The sequence below is a fragment of the Bacillus cereus group sp. BceL291 genome (assembly GCF_051776705.1).
GTDB classification, from domain to species: Bacteria; Bacillota; Bacilli; order Bacillales; family Bacillaceae_G; genus Bacillus_A; species Bacillus_A cereus.
Genome location: NZ_JBPWAP010000013.1, coordinates 32,197 through 53,102, shown reverse-complemented (window position 1 = coordinate 53,102; position 20,906 = coordinate 32,197). Strand labels below are relative to the sequence as shown.

Below are 20,906 nucleotides of genomic sequence, written 5' to 3'. Positions count from 1 at the left end.
CAGTGAATATAATGAATGAATACACTTTCATTTTAATAAACTATTATTAAGGCTTGTCTAAACTAATGTAAAAAAAGAGTAAAGCATCTGAACGCTTTACTCTTTTTTTCTATTCGATAATATACTTGGCAATTGTACATTAACTGCTAACTTATGAATAAATCCAAACACTAATCCAATCCCAATAAATATGTATAAGATTGTAAATATCTTTCCGAAATCAGTTTGCGGACTAAAATTCCCATCACCGACAGTCGTCAACGTGACCACACTAAAATATAAAGCGTCAATAGGACGTAATTCTTCAACTGTACTATAAAAAATCGTACCCGATATTAAAGTCAAAATTGTTAATACGAATAATACTTGAAATTCTTTATCTTTCCACGCTCGTAAACAGGCTCTTAACATTCGCTTTAAAGTTAACAAAAATGAAAGCATTAGATTCTCCCTTCCAAACAAAAATACATTTAGTCAAAGGAAAGTCTATCACCTTTCAGTATAGAAAAAAAGTAGCCCTCTTCTATTTCTAGAAAAGGGCTACTCTATTCGATTCTATCTTATTTAGGTGAAACAAGAATTTTCACTTGTGTTTTATCTTTTACAAGTGCTTCAAATCCTTCTTCAACAACTTGATCGACTGTAATTTTTTTCGTAATTAATTTCTCTGCTTGAATTTGACCAGAGCTAATTAATTTAATAACAGCTGGGAAGATGTGACGGTATCCTAAAATACCAATAACTTCTTTTTCTTTTAATACTAAGTTATTTGGAGTAATTGTTGCGTCTTTTTCCCATACGCTAACAATTACAGTTTGTCCTTCGAAGCTTGTACTTTCAATCGCTTGTCGTAGTACAATTTCAACACCTGTTACTTCAAAGCTAACATTTACACCTAAACCATTTGTTAAGTTACGAATTTCAGCTAACACATCTTGAGTTGCTGGATTTAATACATAATCCGCACCTGCTAATTTCGCTAACTCTTGACGTTCTTTAGAAAGTTCAACTGCAATAACAGGAGTCGCTCCTGCTGCTTTAGCTGCTTGGATAACAAGAAGTCCAATTGGACCGCAACCAAATACTGCTACAGCTTCCCCTTCTTTTAATTTACTTTGACGTACTGCATGAACTGCTACTGCTGCTGGTTCTACAAGCGCACCTTGTTCATACGTCATTTCATCTGGAATGTGATGAACCATATCTTCTGGTACTACTGTATATTCAGAGAAACCGCCGCCTTCTCCGCCAAGACCGTGGAAAACAAGTTGTTCACAAACATTGTAATGTCCATGTTTACAAGCTTCACATTTACCACAAGAATAAATTGGTTCTACAACAACGCGGTCTCCCACTTTATGAGATGTAACTCCTTCACCAATCTCTATTACCTCACCACTAAACTCATGACCTAAAATAACAGGTGCTTTCACATGTGTTAATGGATGTTCTTCTGTTGGAATAAAAATAGGCCCTGCTAAATATTCATGCAAGTCTGTCCCACAAATACCACACCATTTAACTTTGATTTTCACTGTTCCTGGTTTTACTGTTGGTTCTGGTACTTCTTCTACTCGTACATCACGTTGATTATGCCAAAGTAGTGCTTTCATTTTATACATCCCTCTCTATGTATATACTTAACCTGGTGAAGTTTACAATTCTATTATAATACTTCTATCCATATATTTCAAAAAAACAATCGCATCTCTACTAATTTTTTACAAATAACGTTCAATATTTTGTCACTTTGTACTTTTTTCCACATCTGTTAATTCAATTTCATTGCAGGTGAAATTAGCATTATGCCATAATAGCATAGGAGAGGTGAATATCGCTTGAAATATTTTATTTACTTTATCGTTATCGTGGCATTTTTAGATACATTTTCACAATTACCTATTATGAGTACTTTCGCTCAAAGCCTTGGAGGAACCCCTCTTATTATCGGGCTAGTTGTCGGTATGTACTCATTCGCTAATATGATCGGTAATATTATTGCTGGAGCAGCTGTCGATAAATTTGGTGCAAAAAAAATCCTTTATATAAGCATGGGAATTACGAGTTTCATAGTCTTGTTATACACCGTTGTTCAAAGTGGTGAACAACTATTAGTTGTTCGCTTTATGCATGGATTTAGTGATGGCTTTTTAATTCCTGCTGCCTTTACATTTTTATCAAAACAAACAACTGCAAAAAAACAAGGAAAAGCAATGGCTCTATCTGGTGCTGCTGTTGGAACAGCGGCAATCGTAGGACCTGCTTTCAGCGGTATTATGAAAGCAACAGCTGGCGTAGAATGGGTCTTCATTACTATTTCTATTTTAATGGCTCTTGGTACGATCGTATCTCTATTCTTCTTACCAAATAACGTATCAAGAAAAGATACATCAAGAACGCAAATGATGAACAAAGAAGATATGGTTGAACTTTTAAAATCAGAACCGTTATTACAAGCATATATTGGTGCTTTCACATTAATGTTTTCACAAGGAATTGTCACTTATATGTTACCAGTAAAAGTTGAGGCATTAGCGCTTAAAGCATCCACAACAGGCATGATGTTAAGTGTATTTGGTATAACTGCTATCCTCTTCTTCTTGCTTCCAACAAATCGTATTTACGATCGATTTAATCGTTCGAAACTAATGCTAATCGGAATTGCAGTTATGGCATTCGCATTATCTTTACTCGGATTATTTGCTACAAAAGGTATGCTCTTTATCGTAATGATGATTTATGGAATTGGATTCGCAATCCTCTTCCCGTCTATTAACGCTTTACTCGTTGAAAATACTACAGACGATAATCGCGGAAAGGCATTCGGATTATTTTATGCCTTCTTCTCATTAGGAGTTGTTGCTGGCTCCTTTACAGTCGGCGCAATCGGAGCATCACCTAGCATCAGCTTCATTATCGGGACAGCATTTTTATTAACATTTGCTGGGATGATTTATGTAAGAAGCAAAGTAAAAAAGACAATGATGGGATAATCCATCGTTGTCTTTTTTAAAATGCATATTGATATAATCCGTAATATAATGGAAGCGTTGGAATAATTCCAATTACTTTAAATATAAAAGGTAACGGCTCATCTCGCTCTTCATATAAACGAAAAACAAAAACTGCAGTTAAAGTCCAAATGACGCTAAACAAGAAGATACATTTCCAAACAATTGAGGTTAATATTTGTATATCAAATACAAAACCAAAGAGCCCTATCCACGTAATAATAGAAACTACAAAGTCAAACTTTTGAATTGGTGTTTGAAACATGCCCCTTACTAACGAAATAATAGCTAACATTGCTACAATAACTAAATATATTTTCCAAAGCATTATGATAATCTCCTATTCAATTCAACTTTTAACTTTCAATAAGCCGTATTTAATAAACAATATAGCATTATATTTTTCATAGAAATAATACAATGGATAACAAAATAAGAAGAAAATAAGTACAGTTGGTACATCATCTATAATAGAAAAATATTTTACTAGTAATTCCTTAATACTCTCTCCAATTATAATAAACAGTGGAATGATACAAATTGCTGCTAATATTAAGCACGGTGTGATTCTCATTTCTTTTAACCTCACCTTGCAGTGTGGACATCTGAATGCAAAAGGATGCGGGAGATCAATAATATGTTGCGCAGTAATCTCTCCTTCACACTGTGGACATTCAATTATTTCTTTCATTTAACTCAACTCCTTTCTATCTACAAAAAGAACACTATCCAATAGCGCTCTTTTACTGCCGAATATATTACTTTTGTGTATAACCAAATAACAATGTAAATAAATTGAGCCGTAAAGGCAATAATACATCTCTTCTTTTAAACAGAAAGTTTATAAATACTGACGATACTTCGACAATTTCCTCGGAAATATTTCCTTTCCCCACATAATTTGATACACTACACATGAATAAAAACTTGTATTACATAAACTAAAATAATAACTTACTGTACAAATTAAAAAGCACACTCTTCATATGAAGAATGTGCTTTTATGTTATTAACGTTTAATCCAAACAGCACCTGCCGATTTATCTTCTGCCTGTCCAACAACTTGGAATTTAAGTCCAAGGTTTGGAACTTTTCTTCCTGCGTCTGCAATTTGCTTGTTACTATATACTTTTGAATCATCAAAAGTTGTAACACCTTGTAATCCAGAATAGTTAAACTGACCACGTGTTAATGAATTTACACTCCATGCTGGTGTTTTATCAAATGAAAATGCAGCATCTGCAATTTGCATGCCCGTATTACCGTATGCTGGTTTCCCGTTTAAATTACCAACTAGCGCTTCTGGATGAGAGTCAACAACACCAAGGAATCCTTCACCTGGATGCATCCCAACCCAGTTATCTTTAAAACTATCATCTGCATACCAAACGACAAGACCTGTATTATACACTGGACCTTTTCCTGCTTTTAATCCATTATCTGATCCCGCATAGTTTCTCCATTCTAAGTAGTAGTAATGAGCTTTCTTCTCTGTCCCATCAGAAACAACAAAACCATTTAAATTCATTTTAGACTGTCCTTCTGCATCATCAGAAAATACAACTTGTCCATCAACAGTTACATTTACATTATCCATCGCAAAACCTTTATATGTTACAGCCGGATCTGTAATATAGTCGAATTGTAGTTTCACTTTTGTGCCTTTAAATTGACTTAAATCATATGATTTATCAATCCATTTCCCATCTGTTGTATCTTTATCTCCTTGGACTACTTTTTCTCCAAGTCTATCAATTAACGTCTTCGTTCCATCTTCTGTTACTGCATGTACTTCGACGAAATCGCACTCTGCTTCTAACTCATAATTTGCTTTATAATCGAATTTTGCATTTGTTCCCTTTGTTAAATCAAAGAATGGTGTCTCTAACGTTGTATGCATATCATCGCCTCTTGTACTATAATATGCACGCTTTCCAAACTCCGGTTTAATCGTTTCAACACTTTTACCTGGTAAGTTAACACGTACAACGCCTGGACGATTTGATTTCGTAACACTTTGATCAATATAGGTAGGAACTCCCACACCACTCTTAATTTTATCGTAATCTACTTCTAATATTTTTGCCCAGTTGCCACCCATATTCTTTTGTAAGAAGTCTTTATTTTGTGGTGAAAAACTAGTCGGCTCTGTTCCTGCGATTTTCCCTGTCCAACTACCTCCACTCATTAATGACCAAGCTTCGACTGGTGAACCATTTCCAGTATATTTCGTGTCATATTCATCTGGTAATCCAAGATCATGTCCAAATTCATGTGCAAACACACCTACAGCTCCATCTTCTGGTTCAATTGTGTAATCATGTGCTGCTACTTTACCACCAAAGTAATCTACCTTTGATTTCGTACCTTCAATCGCTACTGGATCTACTGCTAATTTTGAACGATGTGACCAGATCGCATCATCACCTAATTTACCGCCACCAGCTTCTTGACCAACACCAGCATGGATTACCATTAAATGATCAATTACACCGTCAGGTTCATTTTGATTCCCGTCCCCGTTTGTATCATATCTATCAAATTGATCAAACTGGGATAAATCTAGTCCTTTCTCAGCAGCTGCATGCAAAGCTTCTTTCACTAAATCACGTGCACCTTTCGGACCTTTATTATCGTGCCCACTGCTACCATCAGCTCCATAATCAGATGCTTTTCCTGGAACAGTTAGCCACTCCGTTACATATCCATCTGTCGTATAACTACCACCAGACTGCTCTTCATAGTATTGTTTAAACGTTTTTACTTTTGAACCATCAAATAAAGTATACGGCTCATTACCGAACAACATCTTTTGATAATGTTCTCTACTAAAGTCTTTCGAATACATATAACCTGGTGTTTGATCAATATTATTATGTTTATAATCACTAAATTCAACGAGTAGCACTAATACTTTATCTGATCGAACAGATCCCTTATATGGAACTTGCTTTGCTTTTGAAGTTGGAACTTGCCCATTCAATTGATTTTTATTTGGTTCTGGCTTTTGCTCAAGGCTAACATTTTTTTCAGCCTTTTTTACATTTTCCTTTTCTTCCATCTTTTTCTCTTTTACTTTTTTTGTGAAATCAGACGTTTCTTGTGAGTGAGCATCTGGAAGAATTTCTTTATTCGCCTGATCTCCTTGTTTCTTTTCAATATATTGCTCAACAGCTTTTTTCGTCTCTTCTTTAGAAGATGATGGATTAATTGTTCCTCTTTCTTTCAGTGCTTCCGCTAAACGATCTTCTTGAATTAAATTGTAATCAATTGGTGTTGTAGATACATTATCTTTCTTTTTTGCTGCCGTTTCTGCATATGCTAACGGAGCACTCATTACAGATGTACATCCGATAGTTGCCGCAATTGCTAATGATGACAACACTTTAAATGGTGCTTTTCTTCTCATTCCATTTCTCCCCTTTTATAAAACTTAAAATTCAGATAAATCGGTGCGTTTTTGTCGAAATCTCTGTTTACTACCCTCCCTATATAAAAAGACATAATTCTATAAACATTAAGCTTTTTGTTATAGAATCATGCCCTCCAGTTTTCTGGTCAGACCCTCTATCTTTTTATCCCTTGGTTCAATTAATAATCAGTGGGGGGATGAACAAAGCCCCCACTGATTAAAGTTTCACTTTATGTCGAAATATGAAAAATAAAGAGTTATGTGATATATATTAAATATCTTATATAACAAATTTAAAAGACAATATGCAAAATTGCATGAAAATTCTTTTAAATAAAAAAAAGAATCCTATTCAATTAAACTAGGATTCTTGCTTTTCTATTATTTCTCTTGTGTTTTTTCCCAATCAGCTAAGAATTTCTCAATTCCTTGATCTGTTAATGGGTGCTTCACTAATGAAGCAATTACGTTTGCTGGGATTGTTGCAATATGTGCACCGTTTAATGCTGCGTCAGTTACGTGAACACTGTGACGTACAGATGCTGCAATGATTTCTGTTTCGATGCCATGAATTGCAAAGATTTCTGCGATTTGACGAATTAAGTCCATACCGTTATGACCGATATCGTCTAAGCGACCTAAGAATGGTGAAACGTATGTTGCACCAGCACGAGCTGCAAGTAATGCTTGAACTGCTGAGAACACTAATGTAACGTTTGTACGAATTCCTAAATCAGAGAACGCTTTTACTGCTTTTAAACCTTCTGTTGTCATTGGAACTTTTACTACAACGTTTGGAGCAATCTTCGCTAGTTCTTTTCCTTCTTCAATCATCTTATCAGCTTCTAAGCTAATTACTTCTGCACTTACAGGTCCTTCTACAACGTTGCAAATTTCACGAATGCGTTCGTGGAAGTCTACGCCTTCTTTTGCTACAAGTGATGGATTTGTCGTTACTCCAGCTAATACACCTAATTCATTTGCCTCTTTAATTTCGTTAACGTTTGCTGTATCAATAAAGAATTTCATTTGTTGTTCTTCCTTCCTAATTTTCATTTTATATTTATTTATTTTTCTTAATAAGCTCTAATTCAATCGGAATAGATTTGTCCACTTTTTTACCTTGTGTTATCTCTTTTGCTGTTTGCATCGCCTTCTCCCCGATTAATTCCGGTTTTTGAGCAACTGTTGCAGCCATACGCCCATCGTTAACCGCTTTCACTGCATCGTCTGTTGCATCAAATCCAACAACGACTACATCTGTTTTTCCAGCAGACTTCAATGCTTCAAGTGCACCTAATGCCATCTCATCGTTATGCGCAAACACGGCTTTAATATCACCATTTGCTTGCAAAATGTTTTCCATAACAGATAATCCTTTCGCTCTATCAAAATCAGCCGCTTGTTTTGCAACTACTTTTAAAGACTTATCGGCTACGTTATGGAATCCTTTCCCACGTTCACGAGCAGCGGAAGATCCAGGGATTCCTTCTAACTCAGCAACGTTTGCTCCTTCGCCAACTAATTCCCGAATGTAATCACTAGCTATTTGACCACCTTCAATATTGTTAGAAGCAATGTGAGAAACAACCTTACCTGAATTCGCAACGCGGTCTACTGTAATAACAGGAACATTTGCTGCATTCGCCGCACTTACTGCTGAAGCAACAGCATCTGAATCGGTCGGATTAATAACAACTACATCGACACCCTTTTGAATTAAATCTTCAACATCGTTCGTTTGCTTTGCTGCATCATTTTGTGCATCAACAGCAATTAATTCGATGCCACTATCTTTCGCTTTCTTTTCTGCACCCTTTTTCAAAGTTACAAAAAAGGGATTATTTAAAGTTGAAACAGAGAATCCAACTTTAATAGTTTTATTTCGACCTTTATCGCTAGAATCCTTTGCCCATTCTGGCGGTTCCATTGAACAACCAGCAGTAATGACCATAATACATGCAACGAGTATAAGTAACCATTTCTTCATGAACTGTCCCTCCATTACGCTTCTTTTCTGCGATCAATTAATACAGCTAGTAAGATTACAAGTCCTTTTACAACTTGTTGGAAGAAAGAAGATACACCTAATAAATTTAAACCGTTATTTAATACACCGATAATAAGTACACCGATGAATGTACCAACAATCCATCCTCTTCCCCCAGAAAGACTTGTTCCACCTAATACAACTGCTGCAATTGCATCTAATTCATAAGAAGTACCTGCAGTCGGCTGTGCAGAATCTAATCGTGATGTTAAGACAATACCTGCGAGCGCTGCCAAAATTCCGGAAAGACCGTAAATCATTACTTTAATTCTCGTAACATTAATACCTGATAGTGCTGCTGCTTCTTCATTTCCACCAATTGCAAATGTACGGCGACCAAATGTCGTTTTCTTCAAAATGAAGTACAGTACTGCGAAAGCAATCATCATTGTAACAGCTGGTACCGGAATACCAAGAAAATAACCGCGGCCAAACATTTGGAACATTAAATGATCACCAAGACCAGTGATCGGACGTCCGTCCATATAAACAAGCGTCAACCCACGAAAAATAGTCATTGTTGCCAAAGTTGCAATAAATGGAGCTACTTTTCCTTTCGCAATGATGATACCGTTTACAATTCCCATTACAAGACCTGCTAATAATCCAACTGCCATTGCAAGGAACGGATCCATGCCACTTGCCATCATTCCAGCAACAAGTGCACTTGATAATGCTAAAATAGAACCTACCGATAAGTCAATACCCCCTGTTAAAATTACGAAGGTCATTCCGAATGCAATAAGCGCATTAATCGATACTTGACGCAGTATATTAAATAAATTTGGAATTTCAATAAACGCTGGATTTAAAGCTGTAATTACGACGATAATTAATACTAAACCGATTAAAGAACCGAGTTGTTGTAATACATTCCCCTTCTTAGTCATCCTTACTCTCCCCCTGTAGCTAGTGCCATAATAGACTCTTGTGATGCCTCATCTTTCCCTAAAATTCCGCCTACTTTTCCTTCATGAATAACAAGAACACGATCACTCATCCCTAAAACTTCTGGAAGCTCAGATGATACCATAATAACGGCATCTCCTTGCTCCGTAAGCTTATTCATAATAGAGTAAATTTCTTTTTTCGCTCCAACATCAACACCCCTTGTTGGTTCATCTAAAATGAGTAACTGCGGATGAATGCCTAGCCATTTTGCGATTACAACCTTTTGCTGATTTCCACCAGAAAGAGATTTCACTGCCTGCTCTCCGCTAGATGCTTTCACATTAAGAAGTTTCATCATATCCGCCGTAAACTGTTGTTCTAGCTCGTTGCTTAGAACACTTCCCTTTGAAAGACTTTCTAAATTCGGTAAAGCTAAATTTTCTCGAATTGAAAAATCTAACACTAATCCTTCAGACTTTCTATCTTCTGTAATGAAAGCAATTCTTTGTCTAATTGCATCTATTGGACTATCAATCTTTACTTCTTGTCCATTTATAAAAATTTGTCCAGAGTCTAAAGGTTCATAACCAAATATCGCTTTCATAATATCAGTGCGACCAGCCCCCATCAAACCAGCTACACCAAGGATTTCACCTTTCCTCACTTGAAACGAAACATTTTCAAATTTCCCTTTCTTCGTTCCGTTACGCATTTCAAAAATGACATCACCAATTTGACTATTTCGCTCTGGGTAACGTTCACCAATGCTGCGCCCCACCATCATACTCACTACTTCATCAAATGATGTTTCTGGAATTAATCTCTTTCCGACGAATTCTCCATCACGCAAAATCGTAATAGCATCACATATTGAGAAAATCTCTTCCATACGATGCGAAATGTACACGAATGAAACACCTTCTTTACGTAACTTATTGATTACTGTAAAGAGCGTTTCGATTTCACGATCCGTCAGTGCCGCAGTAGGTTCATCCATAATAATAACGCTCGCGTTTGTCATTAATGCTTTCGCAATTTCGATAATTTGCTGTTGTCCAACCGATAATTCCTCTGCTAACATAGCGCCTCTTACATGCAACCCTAACTCCGCTAGTTGCTGCTGCGCAATCGCGTTCATTTGTCGAGTGCGTAAAATACCTGTTTTCCCATACATTAACTCTTTGCCGAGAAACATATTTTCAGCTACTGTTAAATTCGGCAATATGTTTAGTTCTTGATGTATAAATGCGATGCCGTACTCTTCAGCTTCTTTCGCATTTTTAAAGGTGCGCTCTTGCCCATCGATCGTGATTGTCCCACCATCTTTTTTGTATACACCTGTTAAAATCTTCATGAGCGTTGATTTACCCGCTCCATTTTCCCCCATCAATGCATGGACTTCTCCTGTTTCAATCATAAACTGTGCATTCTTCAAAACAGGATTTCCATTGAACGCCTTTGAAATGTTTTTCATTTCAATATGCATTCCCATCACTTCCCTTTATTAAAAAATCACGCCTGCATGTAAAATTACATTTGCATAAGGCGTAGCCTCGCCTGTACGAATAATCGCCTTCGCTTTCTTTGTATGCTCTTTAAATTGCTCATGAGATACATACTCAAATGCTGGCTCTATTAATTTCTGCTCTATTTCTTTATTTACTTCCGCATTATTTATAATAACTTCTTCTGCTAACGTCACTTTTTCGATTGCCATATCATCAGCTACCACTTGCAATACATCTAAAAAGCTAGGTTTTCCAATTTCAACAGCTAAATCAATTCTTTTTACTCCGTCAGGAATTGGTAAACCGCAATCAGCAATTACAATCGTATCCGTATGCCCAAGTAAAGCAAGGATTGATGCAATCTCACTGTTTAATACGCCGTGTTTCTTCATCCAACAATCACCTGCACTTCACGTACTTTATCTCTCGTTGGCATGCCGCCTTGCGCCCCAAGTTTCGTTACAGAAAGACCACCGGCAATATTCGCGAAACGAATTGCTTTTTGAAGTGTCTCTCCTTCAGAAAGTGCAACTGCTAACGCACCATTAAATGTATCACCAGCTCCAGTTGTATCCACTACATCAACAGCAATGCTAGGAACATGTACAATCTCCGTGCCATTATGGAAACGAACACCGTTAGAACCTTCTGTCATCAATAATTTATTGGGATACTTCGCCAATAAATCTTCAATTGGTGATGTAAAATCATCTAATACGATGCGGCACTCATGCTCATTTGGCGTAATATAAGTCGCCTTTTCTAAAATTCCTTCTGATAAAACTTGTGCTGGCGCTGGATTCAACATAACAGGAATATTATGTTCCTCACAAATAGCCAATACATATTTTACTGTTTCAAGTGGAATTTCTAGTTGAAGAACAACCATATCCGCTTTTACAAGAAGGTCTTTGGAGCGATCTACAACTGACTTATTTACAAGAGCATTTGCCCCTTGTACGACAACAATACTGTTATCTTCTTCTGCTAAAACGATATGAGCAATTCCTGTCGTTCTATCTGTAACCGGTACCACATAATCGATAAAAATGCGTTCGTTCTCTAGATTTTTTCTAACTACTGTTCCATAATCATCATTTCCTACCGCTCCAACCATTGCTACATTTGCTCCTAATCTAGCTGCAGCAACTGCTTGGTTTGCTCCTTTCCCTCCTGGGATTGTATGAAACGCTTCACCAATTACTGTTTCTCCTGCTTTCGGCCGTTTTTTTGAAACAGCCACTAAATCCATTGAAATGCTTCCTACTACTGCAATATTTGGCATCTGTTTCATCTCCTTACTTTGTTGTATTTCGTTCTATAATTTCGATCGGCAAACGATAGTGTTTCTCTTCTAATGTATTTCCTTCCATTTGCTCTAACAACAACTCTGTTGCAATTTTCCCCATTTCATATATCGGTTGTGCAACTGTTGTAATAGATGGATACATCATTTCCGTTAAAGAAATTCCATCAAATCCGATAATTTGTAAATCATTTGGAATGACAATCCCCTTTTGAAGTGCAGCCTTTACAATACCAATCGCAATTAAATCATTCCCAGCAACAATACCATCAATATGCGGGTATTCTTCTAATAATTCCATCGCTACACGCTCACTATTTGCTGGATCAAACGTACTCTCTGCAATCATATACGAAAGATTATTTTGCGTAATAACGTCTACAAAACCTTCAAAACGTTCATTTGCAGTACTCACATCACGTGGACCGCGAATATGTGCAATATGTTTACATCCTTTATCTAGTAACAACTTTGTCGCAGCCTGACTTCCTGCATAGTTATCTGCATATACAGTAGGAATACGCTCATTAAACATACGGTCAATCGCAACAATTGGAATAGATAAATTCATGTAATTAACACTATTTTGTGGATTCGTTGCTACAATAAATCCATCTACATTATTTTGTCTAAGCACATCAATATATTGTTTCTCTTTTTCTAAACTTTCATCAGAGTTACAAAGGACAACTGTGTAACCTTGTTTATGTGCTACATCTTCTACGGCACGTGCAACTTCCGGAAAGAATGGATTCACGATATTTGGAACAACTAAGCCAATTAAACGAGACTTTTTATTATACAGTGAACGCGCTACTGTACTAGGCTTATAATCTAACATCTCAATTGCACGTTCTACCTTTTTTAATGTATCTTCGTGAACATATCCATTTTTATTTAGAACTCTGGAAACGGTCGCAACAGATACTCCCGCTAATTTCGCAACGTCTTTGATCGTACTCATTCTCTTTTCTCCTCATTTCATGTAACCGTTTACAGAAAATAATATAACGTATTTCTAAAAATACGTCAATCATTTCTCACTAAAAAGCTTTTAAGGTTATACTCAAAAAAGCACCGCCATAAGGCGATGCTTCTTCATTACGAGTATGATACAGTTTTTTCTTTTTCTTCTACAGCAGGCTCTTTAGCATCTTTTTTACGATCTGACAATTTAATTTTTTGTAAGAAAATCGTAAAGATGGCACCTACTACGATAAATACTAATCCTGTTAAGAATACAGTATGAAGCGAGTCTACTAAAGAGTTTTTCAAAATAGGTACAATACTGTTAGCGAACGCTTCTGGCATTTGTTTTAATGCCTCTGGGCTAAATAGCATTGAATATAAACCTTGTGGATCTGTGTGAATCATATCTTTAAATTTCGTTACCATTTGTCCCGCTTCTTTCGGGAATGTATCTAATACAGGTACTAAATTCTTTGTTAATGTCGCACCTGAAGTGTTATTCATAATTGATCCTAAAATTGTAATACCAAATGTACCACCGATTTGTCGGAAGAACTGACTTGATGATGTTACAACACCAAGGTCTTTTTTCGGGAAGCTTTCTTGTAACGCTAATGTTAATGTCGGCATTACAAGACCCATTCCTAAACCGATAACCATCATATAAGAAGTAGCTGTAAGCTTCGTTGTGTGCATATCCATCGTTGTTAATAACCAGAAACCACCGGCCATAATAAGCATACCTGCGATAATTTGTGGTTTTACACCAACTTTTAATACAAGTTGCCCACCGATAATACTCATCACAATCATTGTAATCATCATTGGAGTCATAATTGTTCCTGATTCAGCAGCACTTACTCCTACAATACCTTGCATGAAGAATGGTACGAACATAATCGCGCCGAACATTCCAATACTCATAAAGAATCCAATCGCATTCAGTATTGTAAATGTGCGATTTTTAAAGAAATGCATTGGTAAAATTGGCTCTTCAGCTTTCGTTTCAACGATAACAAAGCTAACGATACCAATTACAGCTAGTGCAAATAAACCGATAATTTGCCAAGAATCCCATGCATAATCTTTTCCGCCAAACGTTAGCGCAAGTAATAAACTTACAACACCGAGAATCATCGTAAAGATTCCAGCGATATCGATTTTAATTGGTCCTGTTTGTTTATGCGATTTTAATCCCATTGCAATAAAGATTGTCGCTAAAATACCAACCGGTAAGTTAATGTAGAATACCCATCTCCAGTTCACTGCATCTACAATCCAACCACCAACTTGTGGTCCAATTACAGAAGCAAGACCGTATAACGCACCAAAAATACCTTGCCATTTCGCACGTTCTTTTCCCGTGAACATATCTCCAATAATAATCATAGCCATTGGCATCATAATACCGCCACCAAGACCTTGAATCCCACGGAAAATAATTAATTCTGTCATACCATTTGCCATACCACATAACGCCGAACCAATCATGAAAATAACTAGCCCTGTTATATATACGTTACGACGACCAAGTAAATCCGCTAATTTACCTGCAATTGGTACAACTGTCGTTGATGTTAACATATAAGCTGTCGTTAACCATGTCATTAAACTTAATCCGCCTAGGTCACCGACGATACGTGGCATTGCTGTACCAACAATTGTTCCATCTAATGCAGCAAATAGCATCGCGATTACTAAACCGATTAACAACAACTTTCTATTTTGATTTTCTTGTTGCTCCATGTAATCTCCTCAATTCCTCTTAGTTATTCTCTTTTTTCTCTTGTGTCCCGCAAATAATGGTTTCTAACTTCTCAAAGAGACGTAATAAATCTTCTCTTTCTTGCAACTCTAAATGTGAAAAGTATTTTGCAATATGCTCGTTACGAGCTGTCATTGCCTCTTCTACTCTAGCTTTCCCCTTTTTCGTTAACTCGATGATGACAACGCGACGGTCATCTTTGTCGTGATAGCGTTCTACAAGTTCTTGATCGATTAGACGATCAATCATCACTGTAATCGCGCTAGGCTTCACATACATCTTTTTCGCTAATGTTGTCGCTCTTGAAGCCCCATAATGATCTAAAATCTTTAAAATATAAAACTGCGGTGGTGTAAGTCCTGTCGCTTGCATTTGTTCTAATAACTCCGTCTGCATTTTCTTTCCAATCGAAAAGGCAAGAGCTTGAATTTTATCGATATGCGTCATATCATTTGGCATGTTATCCACCTCTTATTTAAACAATAAAATATTTAATGTATTTAAATATTAATCCCACGAACAAAATCCGTCAATACTTTTATTCATAAAAACGTTTACATTTTTGTCACAAAGTTGTATAATTTTCGACGAAGTTAATATTGACAGTCACGGAGAAACGGAGTACACGGCTATGAATCATAAAAAAGGAAACTTTTTTATATTTCATGGCCTTTTTATGTTCTCTGTCTTAAAACGCTTCGAATTAATTAGGGGAGGATTTTCATTTTATGTTTTTCACACAATTATTTAAACCTGCGCCCCACGCGGAACGCTTACCAGCTGATCGCGTTGATAGCGAATACCGTAAATTACGTTTACAAGTATTCTTAGGTATCTTCATCGGTTATGCAGGTTACTACTTTGTTCGAAAAAACTTTTCACTAGCAATGCCATACTTAATCGAGCAAGGCTTTAGTAAAGGGGAACTTGGGGTTATCCTTTCAGCAGTTTCTATCGCTTACGGATTAAGTAAATTTCTTATGGGTATCGTATCCGATCGTTGTAATCCTCGCTACTTTTTAGCAGCTGGGCTATTTTTATCAGGTATCATTAATATTATTTTCGGCTCATTTTCTTTCATTACAACGAGCATTATACTTATGTTTGTACTTCAGTTTTTAAATGGATGGGTACAAGGTATGGGGTGGCCTCCTTGTGGTCGTACGATGGTTCACTGGTTCTCTATTAGCGAACGTGGTACAAAAATGTCTATTTGGAACGTCGCTCATAATGTTGGCGGAGCGCTTATGCCTTCACTTGTAACATTAGGCTTATACTTCTTCGCAGATGACTGGAAAAGTATTTTTTACTTCCCAGGTATTCTTTCAATTTTAGTTGGTATTTATGTATTAATTACGATGAAAGATACGCCTCAATCTTGTGGACTACCTTCTATTGAAGAACATACTGGAGAATATCCACCAGATGAAAAAGTAAAAGACCGCGAACGCGAGCTTTCAGTAAAGGAAATTTTATTTAAATACGTATTAAACAATAAGTTTTTATGGTACATCGCTATTGCGAACGTTTTCGTATATTTCGTACGTTACGGCGTTGTAGACTGGGCTCCTACTTATTTAGTAGAAGAAAAAAGCTTTACTCATAGTAGCTCACGTACTGCTTACGCTCTATATGAATGGGCTGGTATTCCAGGTACACTTCTTTGCGGATGGATGAGTGATAAACTATTTAAAGGACGTCGTGCACCTGCTGGTATTCTATTTATGGTCGGTGTATTTATCGCAGTTCTTGTTTACTGGTTAAACCCTCCTGGTAATCCAATGGTTGATAGTATCGCACTTGTCGCAATTGGATTTTTAATTTACGGACCGGTTATGTTAATTGGTCTACACGCTCTAGACTTAGCACCAAAGAAAGCTGCTGGAACTGCAGCAGGCTTAACTGGATTCTTCGGTTACTTAGGCGGAGCTGCTTTCGCTAGTGCAGCTATGGGCTTTATCGTAGATGCATTCGGATGGGATGGCGGATTCATCTTATTACTTGCATCTTGCGTACTTGCAATGTTCTTCCTTGCTCTTACTTTAAATACAGGGTCAGTAAAACAAAAGCAAGCTTAAATAACATATAACAAGCATAAAAATAGCTCTTAGCATTTACATACATGCTAAGAGCTATTTTTTATTTTCATTGCTGTTCCTACTAATGATAACAACCAATTCCTTCCCTACTATAAAATTAAAAGATTTGATGAAACACCTTTATTAAAACAGCTAACGTAACAGATGCAGCAAATCCCCCTAGACAAATTAAGCTTACCCCTTGACTATATGACAAATTTTGAAATGATTTCATTACTTCCATCCTCCCTATCTCCCCTTTGATACTTTTATTTTACCAATGGGAAAAATCTCATAACATCGATTTCTCTAACAACTAACTTACAAATTTGTAAGTTAACATCTTTTCAACTTATATATCTAGTATTTCCACAAATAAGAGTCATTTATACATAAAAAAAGACCTCAGTTATACTAAGGTCTTCGTTACATTCTATTTCATTTTACAATCATCACCGGACATTTCACTCGTTTTGCTATTTTATGACTTACACTTCCAAGCACCATTTCTTGCAGTGTATTGAGCCCTCTACTTCCAGCAATGACAAGATCTATATCTCCTGTATTTACATATTGAACAATTGTATCTCCAGGATCACCATGTAATATCGTAATTGTATAAGAAATGTTCTCTTTCTTTAATAAACCTTCAATCTCTTTTAATTTATCTTTTCGACTAGCCGATATTGTTTCTAAATCTGTTTGACCTTGTATAATATCTGATTTTGCCGTTCTATTATCTACTACGTACACAACTTCAACATTTGTTTCTTCGCTACATTTCGCAATATATGTTGCATGCTCTGCTGCTCGAAGTGCATGTTCAGAACCGTCACATGCTAATATAATTTGTTTGTACATATGCTGAATCCCCTTTTCGTTATCCTACTCGTATTATATAATAAAGCCCCCTAAAAAGGAGGCTTTTAACTAGCAATTCTTTTATTATAAGTCGCTAAATTTGCAACAAGTTTTGAACTACGTTCATTTAATCCTGTTATAGTTACTTTCACACCACTTTGTTCATACTTCATGATAACTTTATCAATTGATGCCACTGCTGAATCATCCCATACGTGCGCATGAGTAAAATTCATTTCAATTCCTTTTACATCTTCTTTAAATGAAAAATTATTTATGAAATCGGCTGTAGCTACAAAGAAAAGTTGACCGTGAATTTCGTATATTTTCTTATTTTCAATATATAAATGTTTCACGTGAATCTTTGCCATATTGAATGCAAATAACACCGCACTAATTACTGTTCCGATAATTACACCTAATGCTAAATTATGTGTAATTAGGACAATCACAACTGTTACGATCATAACAAATGCGTTTCCTTTTGGTACTTTATGAATTGTTGTTACAGAGTTCCAATCAAACGTTCCGATTGAAACCATGATCTTTAACAAGCGTTACCATTAATAATGCCATTGCACCTGTTGCAGCTGAAATCATCCCAGTTCTTCCGCCAACAAATGAAATGGTAACTGCAATACAAAAGGCTGCGTATAGTCCAACTGTTGGATCCACGCCTGCAATAACAGAGAAGGCTATCGCTTCAGGGATTAATGCTAAAGCAACGACAATTCCTGATAACACGTCCCCTCTCACATTAGAAAACCAATCATTTTTTATCGTTTGAAACAAAATACCACTCCTCTACTCCTTTATCATTTGATTTTCTCCATAAGAAAATCTAGCCGACTGCACGAAAGCTATTATATAACGAGTAGAAGATTTTTTACTATGTAAAAGTTTCCTAAAGAAAAAGACGCTATATCAGTAGCGTCTTTGCTCATTTCATTAATGTCCACCGTGTCCTTGACTACTTTCCTGAACAATTTCTAACCTCTCATCTAGTATTCCTTGTGTTTCAAATGAAATATCACTCGTACTTCCTAATAAGAAACCGTGATTATATGGTCCAAGTGTTGGATCATCTTTAAACTTCGGCTGAATGCTTGCAAGGAAGTCATACACTGGTTGGGAAGCTTTACCTTCTTCTAATAATACAACAGGTGCATGTTTACCCATATGTGAAAAAGGTGCCCCAGCAACTGCTAAATCTGGTGTTTTACTTGAAACAAATGATAAACCGTGACCAGGTTTTGTGAATCCCCAGCCAAATTTTGTTTTTTCATCTTTAAATTTAGCGAACGCAATCGAGTTTTCTGTAGGGGTCTCTCCACTAATACGCGTTACTTTCCCGTATTTGCTTAGCTCTTTTTCTACTTCTTTTGAAACAATTTTTTCTGGCCCTAATACATATATATTTGCTTTATCTTTTCTCATTTTTAATGCCTCTATTGTCGCTTCTGGCACTTTATTCTTTTCTGTATAGAGTAGTGGTTCCGGCATATGAGAAATCCAATTTACAGCGGGGGTTGTATATAAACGTCCTTCTTCTGCAGACGAACCGATAATAACACTATTTGGGTAGCTTCCTGTTATATCGGCATACTCCTTATCAACATCCTTCGCAAATATAGCTGGGTCCGTTTCTTTTATTTGTTTTACTTTATAACCTTTTAATTGTTCAAGCGCGCTAGTACCTACATCTCCCATCACCATAATTTGTGTTCCATCTTTCGTTCCGATTGGATTTAATCGTTTTATTTCTTTTAACGTCATTTCCGGTATCTTTTCTTTTTCTATAAATAAAATCGGCCCGTTATTCGGATGATGAATAAGATCTGCACTCGCAATACCTAATTGCCACTCGCTTGCTGGTACTAAAATAACAGCACCTGGCTGGTTCTCCTTATGAGTTGCTGGCCATATCGTTTGCGAAGTTAATACTGCCATTTGCGAAGGATCATTTGTGTTTAATCTCGTTACATTTTTTAAACTTGTCGTTAATAAATCATTAGATGCACCTTGGTTCATTTCTTTTGGCGCCGTTACCTCCTGATTCATTTTCATTTCCTTTTGCTCTGTTTTCTTCTCTTTTGTAGATTCATGGTTTTTATGGTCTGTATTCGTTTGTCCGCATGCAGTAAGACCAACTGCTGTAATTATTGTTATCCCAAAAATTCGGGTCATTTTTTTCACTATACCGCCTCCGTATTAATCATTTTTGAGCCAATATGATTACCTAAAATGTAATTTCAACTCCACAATAACAAGCAATTCTGAAGAAATTATGCAGACGCATCATAATCTGCACCATTTCTTCATGATTTTGCATTACACTTTAAGTAACGATTATAAATATGGAGGGCTCTCTATGATTGATATACTGCTCGTAGACGATGAACCGAGAATGCTTGAATTATTAACGCTTTATCTTACACCAATTGGATATAACTGCGTATGTGCGACTTCAGGAGAAGAAGCTATTTTACATATAGAAAATCGAAACTTTAAATTTGTTTTACTCGATATTATGATGCCAAAGATGGACGGATGGGAAACGTGCAAAAAAATCCGATCTTTTAGTAACATTCCTATTATTATGGTTACAGCTCGTGATCAAACAGTAGATGTCGTTCAAGGATTAAAACTTGGAGCCGATGATTACGTAACGAAACCTTTCCATGAAGAAGAACTTTTCGCAAGAATTGAAGCCGTTTTAAGACGTACAAATGAACATAAACAAATCCAATATCACGGTATTGTATGGGATGAAACAAAACACTTCGTTTCTGTCCATAGTGAAGAACTCCTTCTCACACCAATTGAATTTTCTTTACTCGGATTATTTTTACGCCATGTGAACTACGTATTAAACCGTGATCAGCTCATCGAACGAATTTGGGGGTTAAACACAAATACAGAAGATCGCACAGTCGATTCACATATTCGTAATTTACGTGATAAATTGCGAAAAGCAAATTTCCCTATTGATCATCATTTAAAAACCGTGTATGGAGTAGGTTATCGATGGATTGATACTGAACAGTAAGGGGCA

General features: G+C 36.4%; 20 protein-coding genes and 1 pseudogene. 3 read left to right on the top strand and 18 right to left on the bottom strand.

Features of this window, described 5'->3' with window-relative positions; genetic code table 11:
• Nucleotides 1-96: 96 nt before the first annotated feature.
• The gene (locus ACS2CR_RS11360) at nucleotides 97-441 is read right to left on the bottom strand and encodes a potassium channel family protein (protein ID WP_000948209.1); all 345 of its coding nucleotides are present in this window, start codon (nucleotides 439-441) and stop codon (nucleotides 97-99) included.
• Between the two features lie 119 nt (nucleotides 442-560).
• Nucleotides 561-1,613 (bottom strand): (R,R)-butanediol dehydrogenase, encoded by a 1,053-nt coding sequence (bdhA, locus tag ACS2CR_RS11355; RefSeq protein ID WP_016112154.1) that lies wholly within the window; start codon nucleotides 1,611-1,613, stop codon nucleotides 561-563.
• 225 nt (nucleotides 1,614-1,838) lie between these two features.
• Between bdhA and ACS2CR_RS11350 the strand changes: the two genes are divergently transcribed.
• Nucleotides 1,839-2,993, top strand: coding sequence for an MFS transporter (locus ACS2CR_RS11350; RefSeq protein ID WP_000873276.1), 1,155 nt, complete (start codon nucleotides 1,839-1,841; stop codon nucleotides 2,991-2,993).
• Between the two features lie 16 nt (nucleotides 2,994-3,009).
• Here the strand turns inward: ACS2CR_RS11350 and ACS2CR_RS11345 are convergent, their stop codons facing one another.
• The 12 genes from ACS2CR_RS11345 to ACS2CR_RS11290 form a co-directional block, all read right to left on the bottom strand.
• Nucleotides 3,010-3,339, bottom strand: coding sequence for a hypothetical protein (locus ACS2CR_RS11345; RefSeq protein ID WP_000964467.1), 330 nt, complete (start codon nucleotides 3,337-3,339; stop codon nucleotides 3,010-3,012).
• A gap of 21 nt (nucleotides 3,340-3,360) precedes the next feature.
• Nucleotides 3,361-3,702 carry a hypothetical protein gene (locus ACS2CR_RS11340; protein WP_016112153.1) on the bottom strand — a complete coding sequence of 114 codons (342 nt, stop codon included), beginning with the start codon at nucleotides 3,700-3,702 and terminating at the stop codon, nucleotides 3,361-3,363.
• A 318-nt stretch (nucleotides 3,703-4,020) separates the two neighbouring features.
• Nucleotides 4,021-6,420 (bottom strand): M6 family metalloprotease immune inhibitor InhA2, encoded by a 2,400-nt coding sequence (gene inhA2, locus ACS2CR_RS11335; protein WP_053514424.1) that lies wholly within the window; start codon nucleotides 6,418-6,420, stop codon nucleotides 4,021-4,023.
• A 384-nt stretch (nucleotides 6,421-6,804) separates the two neighbouring features.
• Nucleotides 6,805-7,452, bottom strand: a complete 648-nt coding sequence (fsa, locus tag ACS2CR_RS11330) for a fructose-6-phosphate aldolase (protein ID WP_000667698.1) — start codon at nucleotides 7,450-7,452, stop codon at nucleotides 6,805-6,807.
• Nucleotides 7,453-7,486: 34 nt separating this feature from the next.
• The gene (rbsB, locus tag ACS2CR_RS11325; protein ID WP_053514423.1) at nucleotides 7,487-8,413 is read right to left on the bottom strand and encodes a ribose ABC transporter substrate-binding protein RbsB; all 927 of its coding nucleotides are present in this window, start codon (nucleotides 8,411-8,413) and stop codon (nucleotides 7,487-7,489) included.
• 14 nt (nucleotides 8,414-8,427) lie between these two features.
• Entirely contained in the window at nucleotides 8,428-9,363 is a 936-nt protein-coding gene (locus tag ACS2CR_RS11320; protein ID WP_000162129.1) for an ABC transporter permease subunit, read from the bottom strand.
• 2 nt (nucleotides 9,364-9,365) lie between these two features.
• Nucleotides 9,366-10,850, bottom strand: a complete 1,485-nt coding sequence (rbsA, locus tag ACS2CR_RS11315; protein ID WP_002100767.1) for a ribose ABC transporter ATP-binding protein RbsA — start codon at nucleotides 10,848-10,850, stop codon at nucleotides 9,366-9,368.
• A gap of 18 nt (nucleotides 10,851-10,868) precedes the next feature.
• Nucleotides 10,869-11,264 (bottom strand): D-ribose pyranase, encoded by a 396-nt coding sequence (rbsD, locus tag ACS2CR_RS11310; RefSeq protein WP_000716154.1) that lies wholly within the window; start codon nucleotides 11,262-11,264, stop codon nucleotides 10,869-10,871.
• Nucleotides 11,261-12,157, bottom strand: a complete 897-nt coding sequence (gene rbsK / locus ACS2CR_RS11305; RefSeq protein WP_001132867.1) for a ribokinase — start codon at nucleotides 12,155-12,157, stop codon at nucleotides 11,261-11,263. The genes rbsD and rbsK overlap by 4 nt, the downstream gene beginning before the upstream one ends.
• 13 nt (nucleotides 12,158-12,170) lie before the next feature.
• Entirely contained in the window at nucleotides 12,171-13,142 is a 972-nt protein-coding gene (gene rbsR / locus ACS2CR_RS11300; protein ID WP_000104034.1) for a ribose operon transcriptional repressor RbsR, read from the bottom strand.
• 137 nt (nucleotides 13,143-13,279) lie between these two features.
• A complete protein-coding gene (locus ACS2CR_RS11295; protein ID WP_000437645.1) occupies nucleotides 13,280-14,893 on the bottom strand; it encodes an MDR family MFS transporter in 1,614 nt (537 codons plus the stop codon).
• Nucleotides 14,894-14,912: 19 nt separating this feature from the next.
• The gene (locus ACS2CR_RS11290) at nucleotides 14,913-15,371 is read right to left on the bottom strand and encodes a MarR family winged helix-turn-helix transcriptional regulator (RefSeq protein ID WP_001132365.1); all 459 of its coding nucleotides are present in this window, start codon (nucleotides 15,369-15,371) and stop codon (nucleotides 14,913-14,915) included.
• Nucleotides 15,372-15,640: 269 nt separating this feature from the next.
• Between ACS2CR_RS11290 and glpT the strand changes: the two genes are divergently transcribed.
• Nucleotides 15,641-16,990: a glycerol-3-phosphate transporter gene (gene glpT, locus ACS2CR_RS11285; protein WP_000466384.1), complete on the top strand. Its 1,350-nt coding sequence runs from the start codon at nucleotides 15,641-15,643 to the stop codon at nucleotides 16,988-16,990.
• 118 nt (nucleotides 16,991-17,108) lie between these two features.
• On the opposite strand, the gene ACS2CR_RS11280 is transcribed toward glpT, so the two are convergent.
• From ACS2CR_RS11280 to ACS2CR_RS11265, 4 genes and pseudogenes are all read right to left on the bottom strand, one after another.
• Nucleotides 17,109-17,225 (bottom strand): DUF4027 family protein, encoded by a 117-nt coding sequence (locus ACS2CR_RS11280; RefSeq protein WP_000834733.1) that lies wholly within the window; start codon nucleotides 17,223-17,225, stop codon nucleotides 17,109-17,111.
• Nucleotides 17,226-17,428: 203 nt separating this feature from the next.
• Nucleotides 17,429-17,851 carry a universal stress protein gene (locus ACS2CR_RS11275; protein ID WP_000277999.1) on the bottom strand — a complete coding sequence of 141 codons (423 nt, stop codon included), beginning with the start codon at nucleotides 17,849-17,851 and terminating at the stop codon, nucleotides 17,429-17,431.
• Nucleotides 17,852-17,916: 65 nt separating this feature from the next.
• Nucleotides 17,917-18,643, bottom strand: a pseudogene (locus tag ACS2CR_RS11270) (SulP family inorganic anion transporter).
• Nucleotides 18,644-18,799: 156 nt separating this feature from the next.
• The gene (locus ACS2CR_RS11265) at nucleotides 18,800-20,047 is read right to left on the bottom strand and encodes a lipoprotein (RefSeq protein WP_016112149.1); all 1,248 of its coding nucleotides are present in this window, start codon (nucleotides 20,045-20,047) and stop codon (nucleotides 18,800-18,802) included.
• A 175-nt stretch (nucleotides 20,048-20,222) separates the two neighbouring features.
• Here ACS2CR_RS11265 and ACS2CR_RS11260 point away from each other — a divergent pair, with 175 nt between their 5' ends.
• Nucleotides 20,223-20,900: a response regulator transcription factor gene (locus ACS2CR_RS11260; protein ID WP_000565483.1), complete on the top strand. Its 678-nt coding sequence runs from the start codon at nucleotides 20,223-20,225 to the stop codon at nucleotides 20,898-20,900.
• The last annotated feature ends 6 nt before the right edge of the window (nucleotides 20,901-20,906 follow it).

What these genes read in the sequence shown, in the direction of transcription:
- ACS2CR_RS11360 (WP_000948209.1), bottom strand. Translation starts at nt 441, where the DNA reads ATGCTTTCATTTTTGTTAACTTTAAAGCGAATGTTAAGAGCCTGTTTA.
- bdhA (WP_016112154.1), bottom strand. Translation starts at nt 1,613, where the DNA reads ATGAAAGCACTACTTTGGCATAATCAACGTGATGTACGAGTAGAAGAA.
- ACS2CR_RS11345 (WP_000964467.1), bottom strand. Translation starts at nt 3,339, where the DNA reads ATGCTTTGGAAAATATATTTAGTTATTGTAGCAATGTTAGCTATTATT.
- ACS2CR_RS11340 (WP_016112153.1), bottom strand. Translation starts at nt 3,702, where the DNA reads ATGAAAGAAATAATTGAATGTCCACAGTGTGAAGGAGAGATTACTGCG.
- inhA2 (WP_053514424.1), bottom strand. Translation starts at nt 6,420, where the DNA reads ATGAGAAGAAAAGCACCATTTAAAGTGTTGTCATCATTAGCAATTGCG.
- fsa (WP_000667698.1), bottom strand. Translation starts at nt 7,452, where the DNA reads ATGAAATTCTTTATTGATACAGCAAACGTTAACGAAATTAAAGAGGCA.
- rbsB (WP_053514423.1), bottom strand. Translation starts at nt 8,413, where the DNA reads ATGAAGAAATGGTTACTTATACTCGTTGCATGTATTATGGTCATTACT.
- ACS2CR_RS11320 (WP_000162129.1), bottom strand. Translation starts at nt 9,363, where the DNA reads ATGACTAAGAAGGGGAATGTATTACAACAACTCGGTTCTTTAATCGGT.
- rbsA (WP_002100767.1), bottom strand. Translation starts at nt 10,850, where the DNA reads ATGCATATTGAAATGAAAAACATTTCAAAGGCGTTCAATGGAAATCCT.
- rbsD (WP_000716154.1), bottom strand. Translation starts at nt 11,264, where the DNA reads ATGAAGAAACACGGCGTATTAAACAGTGAGATTGCATCAATCCTTGCT.
- rbsK (WP_001132867.1), bottom strand. Translation starts at nt 12,157, where the DNA reads ATGCCAAATATTGCAGTAGTAGGAAGCATTTCAATGGATTTAGTGGCT.
- rbsR (WP_000104034.1), bottom strand. Translation starts at nt 13,142, where the DNA reads ATGAGTACGATCAAAGACGTTGCGAAATTAGCGGGAGTATCTGTTGCG.
- ACS2CR_RS11295 (WP_000437645.1), bottom strand. Translation starts at nt 14,893, where the DNA reads ATGGAGCAACAAGAAAATCAAAATAGAAAGTTGTTGTTAATCGGTTTA.
- ACS2CR_RS11290 (WP_001132365.1), bottom strand. Translation starts at nt 15,371, where the DNA reads ATGCCAAATGATATGACGCATATCGATAAAATTCAAGCTCTTGCCTTT.
- glpT (WP_000466384.1), top strand. Translation starts at nt 15,641, where the DNA reads ATGTTTTTCACACAATTATTTAAACCTGCGCCCCACGCGGAACGCTTA.
- ACS2CR_RS11280 (WP_000834733.1), bottom strand. Translation starts at nt 17,225, where the DNA reads ATGAAATCATTTCAAAATTTGTCATATAGTCAAGGGGTAAGCTTAATT.
- ACS2CR_RS11275 (WP_000277999.1), bottom strand. Translation starts at nt 17,851, where the DNA reads ATGTACAAACAAATTATATTAGCATGTGACGGTTCTGAACATGCACTT.
- ACS2CR_RS11260 (WP_000565483.1), top strand. Translation starts at nt 20,223, where the DNA reads ATGATTGATATACTGCTCGTAGACGATGAACCGAGAATGCTTGAATTA.